Raw genomic sequence first — 9,162 nt, 5'->3', positions numbered from 1 at the left:
ACCTGCAAAACAACATCAACAACGTGAACAACGCGGTGAACGATCTGCGGGGCCAGGTGGGCGGCGCATGGACACCGGCCAACCTGCAACCGCTCAGCGGAAATGGAATCGGGTGGGTAGCGTTCATTGTGCGTGCAGGCGATAGCAGCCAGTCTGCGCCGGAAGGTACGGTCGCAGCGCTGCCGGGGCGCCCCGGAACGTGGCTCAGCAGCGGCAATGCGGCCGCTGCGGGCGACTATTGGTGCGTATGGACGAGGATCGCGTGATGGACATTGTTGCTGTCAGGAATCCCGCATGGGCCGACGCGGAACACACCGGCATTCGTTGCGAGGTCCACTTCGTGCGCTTCGACAACTTCATGCCATTCATCGCCATGCCGGACGATCCGCACGAGCACGGTCGCGACATTTTCGAGGCGTGCCTCGCGGGGGACTTTGGCGATATCGCCGACTTTGTCCCGGGTGACGGGGAATGACATGGATCGCTACTGGCAGGCCAACGCGGTCGAGGATGCGCCCGAAACACCCGCAGATAATCCGGGGGGCTTTCCGGCAAATGGCAATCCGGCGGCGGGCGTTACCGGAACTGTGCCCGGCGAGTGGTGGTATCACGCGATTACCGAGGAACTGCGCAACGCCATCATCGCGCTTGGTGGAACACCGGACTTCACGCAAGTCAACCAGCTTGCGGATGTCCTCGTTGACTCGTTCGCGAAAACGGTCAGTACGATTACCGACAGTCTTGCAACGGTTGCCACCACTGGCAGCTACCACGACCTGACGGACCAGCCGCTTATTCCTGCGGCGCAGGTCAATGCCGACTGGAACGCTGAGACCGGTGTCGCCGCGATCCTCAACAGACCGGAAATTCCGCAGCCGACACGCGGCTCGACGCTGCTTGCGGTCACCGTCTATTCGGTTGTGGAGCAAAGCGTCACGTTTTCAGCGGGGTCGCCGGTCATCAACTGTTCACACCGTGCGCCTCTCACGGGATCGCCGGTGACGTTCGACAGTACCGACACGTTACCCGCCAACATCACGCGGGGCACGACCTATGCCGTAGTTCAGGTATCCATCGACCAGAGCACGTTCCAGATCGCCAGCGTACAGGGCGACACCATATCGATGACCGATGTGGGAACGGGTACACATTCGATCGCGAATCCGCCGTGGCGGAAGTCGGATCACAGGCCGGCTATGGTGGAGACCGCACTTCAGGGCGGTGGCGGCTCGGGCGGTGTCGCCAGCCGGACGTCCAATGCGGGCACGGCAACGGGTGGCGGCGCGGGAGGCTATGTCTGGCTGCGCCGCTCCGCTGACAGTCTGCCGGACGAGTTGGATATCGGCATCGGTGAGGGTGGTACCGTACCAGCTTCGGGCAACGCGGGTAGTCCCGGCTATCTGACTCATCTGGGAGACCTGCGATCACCCCTTGCCGTCGCGACCGGTGGCGCAGGCGGGTCTGGCTCGGCCACGAATGCCGTCCTGCTCGGTGCGCCCGGTGGAACTGGCAGCGGTGGCGACCTGAACCTGCGCGGCGAAGGCTCCCTGCCGGTTGTCAGCACGACAGCATCGAATTACACCGCAGGCGGAAGGTCGATGTTCGGCACTGCCGGGATGGGCGGTGTCTATGGTCCTTCCGGGGCGACTCCGGTTCATGACGCCACAGGTCGGGGAGCGGGCGGTGGCGGTGGAACCGGCCTGCCAGGTTCGTACAACGCTGGCAATGGCAGCGACGGGCTGCTGATCATGCGTGAATACAGTTGATGAGGCAAAAGGCACGGACGGTAGACGCCTACCTGTCGCGCAGGAGAACTCCATCATGCGACGCGTTGCGTTGATCCTGCTCGTTCTCGCGGTCCCGATGCTGACGGCCTGCACCGTGATTTACATCGAAGGAAACGACAACACCGTGAGCGGCATTGAAGGTCATACGGGGACGGTAAAAGTCCCCTCGAGCCTTCGCGACAGCGCACTATCCCAATAATCGCGAATTCTCCAGCATCCGCTTATAATCGGAATGCCGTCAAAACATCGACGGATCAGGCTTGGCAGCCTGAAAAATCTTGAAGACCGGCACGCCTGCCTAGCAGGCGATGCCTTTGCCTCTGCACGTCTGTTTTCTACGGGCGGGCCTTGGCAGGGAGGCGCTCGCGCCTGCCGGTCGTTGGTCTTCAAGTCCGGTCTGCCAACCCTGTCACTGCGCCCGCTCACCACCTCCTTATGTGTCCGGGCGATCCTTCACGATAACAAGGACCGCGCATGACCAAACCCACCCGAAAGCAGCAATCTCCCTCTCGTCCCCCTGTAGACGCTCTCCAGTATGAACGGCTCGCGCTTGCGGCCTTCCATCTTTGTGATCGGCAGAGCCAGCAACTTCAACACCTGATCACACTTGCGACCTCAATGCTCAGGAGTCCTGCTGTGACTGTCGAGGAAAGACACGAACACCGCAGCCTGCTGGAACTGATGATCCAGATCGGCGAGAACTACCACGCGACCAACCGCTGCGATCAGGAACTGTTCACGGTGCTTGCGCTCGACGCCAAGGGGCTTCCTAACCGCCAACTGACACCGCAGGACGCGGCAGCGATTCTCGCTGACGCTGCGCAGGGCGCGAACGGGAAACTGGCGGCTATGGACGCTTCATGGACAAAGCACTAACCGGCGTCGATCACTTACGGGAAAAGCGGCTCAATGCCGCTTTTTTGTTGGACGGTGATATTGGAAAAATGCACCTTAAATTGAGATAGGAAGGGCAATTGCGGAAATCTGTCAAAACGGCTTTATCTCAATTTAAAGTCGTTGACCGTGTCGCGTTTTGGATGGTTAATTCGTCGGGTGTGTTCTGGAAAAACAGCAGAGGTCAGATGGAGCAACAGAAACAGGATGAAACCATGGGCAAGGAAGAGTGCGACCTTTGCCGTATCACCTATTCAATCTACTCAAACTTCCCGCCAATGCCGTCTGCAATGGCGCTGAACGCCGAAACCGGCGAATGGTTTCCGTTCGATAGTCTGAAGTCCTATGCAACCGGTTACGAGATGGCCGAAGCCCTGGGTTACGCATGGGCGTGCAATTGTCGCGGACGCACCCCTGATACCGCGCAGAAAAAAGGCCCGTTATCGCTCCACGGCGCAACACCCCGATCGGTGCTTCCGCAGTCGTCTATCTGTCTCGAATGCATGATCCACGCTGCCGGGCAAGGCGCGATGACCCTGGAGCGCTGATGATTCCCGCCTCTGTCAATGAACAGCTTCGCCAGTATGGGGAACGGCACTTCAGTGGCCACGTGCTGGCGCTGGTGGACGGTATTCATTACCAGCAGCATACCGGCCAGCAATTCATGCCCGAAAACGATAGGACGGTTTCGCTGTTCGCGGGCACGAACGACATGGCACTCGCACACGCGGGGCCGTGGCTGGTTGATCTGAAGACGGCGCGCGACCATCTTGCGGTCCTGCGCGAGCTCGAACAGGCCCGCCCTGGCGTGATCTGGCTGATCACCTCAGAGAGCCTGGAGAGGCAGGCCGCAAAGCTGCGCCCGCACCTGGATACCCGAATACCGGACGGACGTTCCGCCCTGCTGCGCTTCTGGGACCCCAGGGTGTTGCATGCGCTCAATGCGGTATGCCACGGCAGGAGCGAGCGCGAGCTTTTCAGGGCTGCCGACGCGTGGCACTACCTCAACGAAGGACGACGGTTCACCATCAACGACAATGGAATTTACTGAAGGGCAATGGGCGCTTCTGAAAGCCCACGAAGACCGCAACTATGTGGACTTTATCCGTGGTCATATCGTGTGCGACTATCCCGCGCTGGCCAATGATCCGACCTTGCGCGACCGGCTTAATGCGGCCTTCGCGCAAACCAAGGTACTCCGCTTTACGCGTGACGTGCCGATAGTCGATTTCCTGTATGTGGAAGCCACCACGCCGGGGTTTTACCGGATTCCGGCGGTCATGGCATGGCTGCACAAATCAGGCGTTCCGGCTGAACAGCGGTTTGAAATGCTGCTAGAGGCAACGGGTAAAAGGCAACAGGAAATGAAGGAGAAACGCTGATGGGTATTCCATTCCCGGCGACGCTCGCACGCGCAGCAAACGCAATGGCGCAGGCAATGCCTATGCCTGTTCCGGTCCCCACCGCCGCACCGTCTGCTGGTCCCGCAGGCAGCAGCGGCACTGGCGCGGGTGCAGACGGCGGATGGGGCGAACTGCCGCGTGACCGGAGCCGCGAACGTGAGAGGCCGTGCAAGTGTCCAGCAGAAAAAGGTACTAAAGCTCCTGTACCGTATGAAATGTCGGAGCTTTCAGCGAGGTATCAGTACTACGTAACTGGCTTTGCTCCAGGATGGGAATGGAACTTCAGTAACAAGGATTTTGATGGCTTCGAAAAGGCGAAATGCTTGTTGCAGGAAGCTAAGGCAAACTACGACTTTTTCTTTGACAATAGGGGAAAGCCAAAATTCTTTTTCTTCCATGGGAAAGGGCCTAAAAATACTGGAGAAGCCAAATCGAAGCCAGCGTATGACAGCATAGTGCATCAGGCGAAAGAGCAGAGCAATGTCGTTATTGCCAACCCACCAACTAGTTTGCGGTGGTACTTTATGCAGAAGAATTTCTTTCAATGGGCTACCGTAGAGTTTGGAAGCAAGGGGCTACCGATAACCACTGAACACAAAGAAATGTTGATAAAGGAAAGCGCCGAATCATGAACGGTCAAGATGAAGATGTTCTCGACATTGAATTGAGGCTTACGTTTCGCCTTAAGCAGTCTGCTTTGCCGCCCCCCTCTCAGCAAGGCGAAGACGTTTGGAGATTTGCGCAAATATTAAAGCGCGCCGGGCTTGACCTGAATCAATGGTTTGTTATGGGGGACCCGGATTTCCCTGCGTTCAACATCGCAGGACCATCCGATGCGCTTATTGAATCTGCATCCGCCGAGCCGAGAGCATCTTCTAGTAGTACTCATGTATGGAACGGGCTGGAGGGAAAAGGCGGTGCAGGCTTCGGCGCAACCTACGATTTGACATGGTTGTCAAAATTTGATTTCAGAGCGGACGGTTTCGATTGTTTACGTTCTTACGAGCGCGTCGCCGATCTGGTTGAAGGAGCACTAGGAATCTGGCCCGGCGTGCTGGTGCAAGTCGGTCCTTACGCGTACTCCACCACAGAGAAGGTTTTTCTCGACCGCCCTGGCGTTGGCTGGATGCTCTATCTGCCGCACGCTCTCGCGTGGGCCCAGGTGCCAGAAGCGCGTGCCCTTATCCCTGTCATGCGCGATGGCAAGCAGCAAGGCACGATCATCGTCAGCGTGACGGATGAAGTCTTTGATGTGAACAACCGGGAGCACGTCAAGGCGGCTAACGATATCGAAATCCGCCTCGCCGATCAGGACCTGTTGCCGCGTTTCGTTGATCTCTGAGTTCGGCTCGCTATCCCCGCTTCGGCGGGGCTTTTTCCTGCGAAAAGGCCCGCTACTGCGCGGGCCTTTTTCCGTTACGCCTGATTCCAGCGATTGGGCCTCAGGGCCGATCCACCACGATGCCACTTGCGCCGTTCTGCTGCGATCTTCTCCAGCAGTTGCAACACCTCTTCGCGCTTGCCGGCTTTATCCGCCCGTTCCATAGCGGCCCGATATTCGTCGGGCGTCGCCTCGACGCCATCACAGCACCGGTTCACCACCACGGTAAGCGCATCCATCGGCGGCCCGACATACCGGGCACGCAACGATGACATCGCATCATGCGTGAGTTGGGTCAGGTCGTCGGTCTGCAACACAGCGGCGCTGATTCTCAGCACAGGTTCCATCCACGCCAGCAATTCTGACGAATGCTGCTTTCGCACTTCGAGCGAGCGAAGATTGTCGTAGCAGCGCTTCCTGTTGTTATGGTCGAACGTGGCGGGCGCGAAACGATACGTGAACTCGGTTCGCGTCCATCCGAGGTATTCACGCACATGGGAGACATTTGCACCAAGCCTCATTTCCCTACCTCCAAAAGGCAAAAAAAAACCCGCACACAAAGGTGCGGGCATTACCACACACGTCGCGGCCCGAGGATGGGACCGCGACGCTTTACAACGCGATGCTATCCATCCAGGGTGGCTGCGGACGTGCGCGGGCGCTGCGCACCGGTCAGCACATCTCTCACTTCCGTTCTGCACCGGTATGTGCAGGAATGAAGCGGTCTTATGCTTGTGCTTGCAACTGAATCTCGCTTTTCCATCGATTTTTCTCCGGCGTTACAGGTGCGCGCGATGCGCGTTATCGTTTCGAGCCGCACGGTGTTCTGTTCGATCCGCAGAAGCGCCGGGCCGCGATGTATTTTTGATTTCAAGACCTCGGGGGCGCAGCAACTGCACAGGCTTGCAGGAAAGGACAAGCGCCAGTGTCTTTTGGGTCCGGTCGCGCAGCACGGGTAACGCTTCCATACCCTTGAAGGTCTTGGATGTACAGCCGAAGGCTTTGGCGCACTGGTCGATCGTCATGCGCCGGTACATTCGCCAGGCGGTAATCGGGGATCTGCCATCGATCAGGTGCGCCATCACGGCGTCGGGATACTCAGTGTCGTCGGGTGCAAATTGGGCCACATGGCCTTTTGGGGCAGGTACGGACTGGTAGGGTTTGGTGCAGGAGTCAGGTTGCGGGGTCAACTGCCCGGTCGTGCAGTCGTACACGTCCGCGAAGCGCTTCAGTGTCTCGACGCTGGGCACGTTATAGCCGCGTTCGTGCCAGAGAACCGTGCCGCGGGAGAGGCCCGCGAGTTCAGCGGCCTCAACGGGCGTAAGGTCCCGATAGAGTCTCCACGCCCGCAGGTTATAGTTGCCTTGCTCGATCAGTCGCGCAACCTCGTCGGGAATCGGCTCGACAAATACACGCGGAAAGAATACCTGCTGCTTCGCGGGGTGGCGGGGCGTCAGGGAGGCCGGTTCTTCCTGGCAGGACACCGCAGGAGCGCCTGATGACGTTTCCGACACCGTGGGGAACTCGACAGCTCGCGTTGCCTCCTGCATCAGCCGTTCTTCCGGCGTCAGAAACAGCCGTTCGGCGCGTTCACGTTTTGTCCGCGGTTCGGGGAGCGTGGGCCGGAACGGCGCATCGACCGAGACAGCAACATCGGGTACGCCTGTCAGCCCCGCGAGCGAACTGCGGTACGCGCCGCGTGGTGTTTTTTCTTCCAAAGCTGTCGCCTGTGCGCGTAGCGCGGCGTTCCTCAGTTCCACAAACTGGTCAAACAACCATATCGGCATTTCAACCCGCAGTCGTTTCCCTTCGTGATCGGTTATGAACTGGCAGGAAGACAGATCAAACCCGTAATTCATTTGTAACCCCCCGGAAAAATAGCGCGGTCATCCGGGCCGCGCGCGTTACCCATTCGGCTCGGCCTTACGCGTAAGCGCGTGCATCCGGTCTTCCCATGCGCGCGCGTCATCGACGGTAATGACCACCTTGCGACCGAGGTGAACCTCGCGCGGTCCCCGTCCTGTGTGTCGTAGTCGGTAATAGAACGACCGGCTCAGGTGATAGGCGCCGCAAAACTCGTCAATCGTGAAAACGCGACGCGAATCCGTGTCAATGACAGCCGGTTTGGAACCGTGCCGCGCGCCGGTCGTCGGAGGAACGGATGCCGGGTCAGTCTCCTCTTGCATGACATGTCTCCACCGTTCGAGTGTTGGATGTACAGCAACATATTTATAAATGCCGGGGGATGCCTGTGGACAAGTGCGTTTTTCTATCATCAGACCGAAACCGATTGCTTCAGCAGGCACAAAAAAAGCGCACGCTGTTGGGGCGTGCGCCTGGTTATTCAGAAAGCATAACGGAACTGCCTGCGAGGTCGTCCGTTCAGGTTACGGGCGTGATGCGGGCACGGGGGCGACCCCGCTGCGGCACGCTATGGAGCCATACAATCTGTCTCGTGGTGCCAAATCCTGCCCCCGCAACCAAAGCATTGTTGAAAGCCCGCATCGCGCAAGCCATGCGGGCTTTTTGACTTTCGGCGCTACGTTTTGCTTGTGGCGCTCGCTGCGTATGCTGCGAGCGTGAATAGATGCAACACGATTCGCGCGGGATCGAGGCCTCGAGCCCATCGTCACTCTCCTCCAATCGCCCACTGCACCGCCGCCTCGTCATGCAACGCGGCGGTATCGAAGCCGGGCAGCACTGAATCTTCCGGCTCGTGTTCGTCGCGAGGATCATGAAATCGGCGCCGCTGCGTTCGAGCTGGCGCGCGGCGTTGGCCATCCGTTCGCCGAGCGCGAGTCAGTATCCGAATCTTCGTTGACCGATGGGACGCAAGAATCATCCATCGCCCATATCCGATGTCTAAGCCGACGGCTAGCGTGGTCGTCCCAACGACCAGGAGTAGGTTTCAGATGTCATATGAACAGGATTCAGACAGCGTGCGAGTGGTGCTGAGCGCCCCGCAGCTGTCGGCCGTGCTGGCTCGCCACTCGATTAGCCCCACCGAAATGCTTTCCAACCGTCTGTGGGGCGGTTTGCAGGTTGTCGGCGGGGTGCTTGAAATGGCCGGAGCGGCAGCGCTGTGCGTGTTGCCCGAACCGACGATGGCAAGCAAGGCCGGGTGTGTAGTGTTCGGGGCGCATGGTTCGGACACGGCCGCGGCGGGCCTGCGTCAGGTCTGGACAGGGCGCGATACCGCCAGCTTGACTCAGCAGGGCACAGCGAAGCTGGCAGAGGCGATGCGGGTCAGCCCTGACATGGCAGACCAGATCGGCCTGTCTATCGAGATGGCCGTGCCGTTCGGCTTTGCTGGCTCGATCAAGGCTGCACGCGCGGCCAGCGTTAGGATGGGCCGGATCCATCTGCAAATGCACGAGGCGAAAGCGCTCAATCCAGGGCTCGGAGGGCACACGCTCCAGAAGCATGTTGGTAAGAACGAAGCATGGCTCAGGGAGCGGCTGAAACGCGAGTCCGGGCGAGACATCGTGTCGTCATTTACAAATCTCGAGCAGGCCGAACGTGCCATTTCTGAAGCAGTGGATGCCAATGCTGCAAGAATCAGGACGTGGGCGCATGGCAGTCTCAAGAGTCAAGTGCAACGTTTAGCTAATCCAGCCTTCTCTAACTCTTTAGCCATTGCTTCCTCGGGGGAGTCCCAGCCGAGCGTCTGGCGAGGCCGCCCGTTGAGCAATTTGGC

General features: G+C 59.1%; 13 protein-coding genes and 1 pseudogene. 11 read left to right on the top strand and 3 right to left on the bottom strand.

Annotation, left to right across the window (positions count from 1 at the left end):
* From F6X37_RS36495 to F6X37_RS37400, 10 genes are all read left to right on the top strand, one after another.
* A partial coding sequence (locus tag F6X37_RS36495; RefSeq protein WP_187610692.1) for a hypothetical protein occupies positions 1–266 on the top strand: 266 nt, incomplete at its 5' end.
* Positions 248–475, top strand: coding sequence for a hypothetical protein (locus F6X37_RS34720; protein WP_187614529.1), 228 nt, complete (start codon positions 248–250; stop codon positions 473–475). The genes F6X37_RS36495 and F6X37_RS34720, both read left to right, overlap by 19 nt.
* 1 nt (position 476) lies before the next feature.
* Entirely contained in the window at positions 477–1,766 is a 1,290-nt protein-coding gene (locus F6X37_RS34715) for a hypothetical protein (protein ID WP_187614528.1), read from the top strand.
* A 55-nt stretch (positions 1,767–1,821) separates the two neighbouring features.
* On the top strand, positions 1,822–1,986 hold the full coding sequence (locus tag F6X37_RS34710) for a hypothetical protein (protein ID WP_187614527.1): 165 nt from the start codon (positions 1,822–1,824) through the stop codon (positions 1,984–1,986).
* Positions 1,987–2,261: 275 nt separating this feature from the next.
* Complete coding sequence (locus F6X37_RS37410) at positions 2,262–2,663, top strand: hypothetical protein (RefSeq protein ID WP_262420143.1); 402 nt, start codon at positions 2,262–2,264, stop codon at positions 2,661–2,663.
* 206 nt (positions 2,664–2,869) lie between these two features.
* Positions 2,870–3,229, top strand: a complete 360-nt coding sequence (locus F6X37_RS37405) for a hypothetical protein (RefSeq protein WP_260321364.1) — start codon at positions 2,870–2,872, stop codon at positions 3,227–3,229.
* Positions 3,229–3,732, top strand: coding sequence for a DUF4123 domain-containing protein (locus F6X37_RS34695; RefSeq protein WP_187614526.1), 504 nt, complete (start codon positions 3,229–3,231; stop codon positions 3,730–3,732). Before F6X37_RS37405 ends, F6X37_RS34695 begins: the two co-directional genes overlap by 1 nt.
* Complete coding sequence (locus tag F6X37_RS34690) at positions 3,719–4,063, top strand: hypothetical protein (RefSeq protein WP_187614525.1); 345 nt, start codon at positions 3,719–3,721, stop codon at positions 4,061–4,063. The genes F6X37_RS34695 and F6X37_RS34690 overlap by 14 nt, the downstream gene beginning before the upstream one ends.
* Positions 4,063–4,716, top strand: coding sequence for a Tox-REase-5 domain-containing protein (locus F6X37_RS34685; RefSeq protein WP_187614524.1), 654 nt, complete (start codon positions 4,063–4,065; stop codon positions 4,714–4,716). Before F6X37_RS34690 ends, F6X37_RS34685 begins: the two co-directional genes overlap by 1 nt.
* Positions 4,713–5,426, top strand: a complete 714-nt coding sequence (locus F6X37_RS37400; protein ID WP_262420142.1) for an immunity 52 family protein — start codon at positions 4,713–4,715, stop codon at positions 5,424–5,426. Before F6X37_RS34685 ends, F6X37_RS37400 begins: the two co-directional genes overlap by 4 nt.
* Positions 5,427–5,500: 74 nt before the next feature.
* On the opposite strand, the gene F6X37_RS34675 is transcribed toward F6X37_RS37400, so the two are convergent.
* The 3 genes and pseudogenes from F6X37_RS34675 to F6X37_RS38125 all read right to left on the bottom strand — a co-directional run.
* Entirely contained in the window at positions 5,501–5,986 is a 486-nt protein-coding gene (locus F6X37_RS34675; protein WP_187614523.1) for a hypothetical protein, read from the bottom strand.
* A 258-nt stretch (positions 5,987–6,244) separates the two neighbouring features.
* The gene (locus tag F6X37_RS34670) at positions 6,245–7,324 is read right to left on the bottom strand and encodes a helix-turn-helix domain-containing protein (RefSeq protein WP_187614522.1); all 1,080 of its coding nucleotides are present in this window, start codon (positions 7,322–7,324) and stop codon (positions 6,245–6,247) included.
* Between the two features lie 844 nt (positions 7,325–8,168).
* A pseudogene (locus tag F6X37_RS38125) lies at positions 8,169–8,264 on the bottom strand (aspartate racemase); the annotation flags it as partial.
* A gap of 113 nt (positions 8,265–8,377) precedes the next feature.
* On the opposite strand from F6X37_RS38125, the gene F6X37_RS34665 reads away from it, so the two are divergent.
* Positions 8,378–9,162: RNase A-like domain-containing protein (locus F6X37_RS34665; protein ID WP_187614521.1), on the top strand; the 785-nt coding region annotated here is incomplete at its 3' end.

Origin of the sequence: Paraburkholderia sp. 31.1, assembly GCF_014397645.1 — a bacterium.
Lineage (GTDB): Bacteria > Pseudomonadota > Gammaproteobacteria > Burkholderiales > Burkholderiaceae > Paraburkholderia > Paraburkholderia tuberum.
Note: the sequence above shows the minus strand (reverse complement) of the source record. Positions and strands in the feature narration are given on the sequence as shown.

Excerpts from the sequence above, each read along its gene's own strand:
- F6X37_RS34720 (WP_187614529.1), top strand. The coding sequence starts at position 248 with ATGGACGAGGATCGCGTGATGGACATTGTTGCTGTCAGGAATCCCGCA.
- F6X37_RS34715 (WP_187614528.1), top strand. The coding sequence starts at position 477 with ATGGATCGCTACTGGCAGGCCAACGCGGTCGAGGATGCGCCCGAAACA.
- F6X37_RS34710 (WP_187614527.1), top strand. The coding sequence starts at position 1,822 with ATGCGACGCGTTGCGTTGATCCTGCTCGTTCTCGCGGTCCCGATGCTG.
- F6X37_RS37410 (WP_262420143.1), top strand. The coding sequence starts at position 2,262 with ATGACCAAACCCACCCGAAAGCAGCAATCTCCCTCTCGTCCCCCTGTA.
- F6X37_RS37405 (WP_260321364.1), top strand. The coding sequence starts at position 2,870 with ATGGAGCAACAGAAACAGGATGAAACCATGGGCAAGGAAGAGTGCGAC.
- F6X37_RS34695 (WP_187614526.1), top strand. The coding sequence starts at position 3,229 with ATGATTCCCGCCTCTGTCAATGAACAGCTTCGCCAGTATGGGGAACGG.
- F6X37_RS34690 (WP_187614525.1), top strand. The coding sequence starts at position 3,719 with ATGGAATTTACTGAAGGGCAATGGGCGCTTCTGAAAGCCCACGAAGAC.
- F6X37_RS34685 (WP_187614524.1), top strand. The coding sequence starts at position 4,063 with ATGGGTATTCCATTCCCGGCGACGCTCGCACGCGCAGCAAACGCAATG.
- F6X37_RS37400 (WP_262420142.1), top strand. The coding sequence starts at position 4,713 with ATGAACGGTCAAGATGAAGATGTTCTCGACATTGAATTGAGGCTTACG.
- F6X37_RS34675 (WP_187614523.1), bottom strand. The coding sequence starts at position 5,986 with ATGAGGCTTGGTGCAAATGTCTCCCATGTGCGTGAATACCTCGGATGG.
- F6X37_RS34670 (WP_187614522.1), bottom strand. The coding sequence starts at position 7,324 with ATGAATTACGGGTTTGATCTGTCTTCCTGCCAGTTCATAACCGATCAC.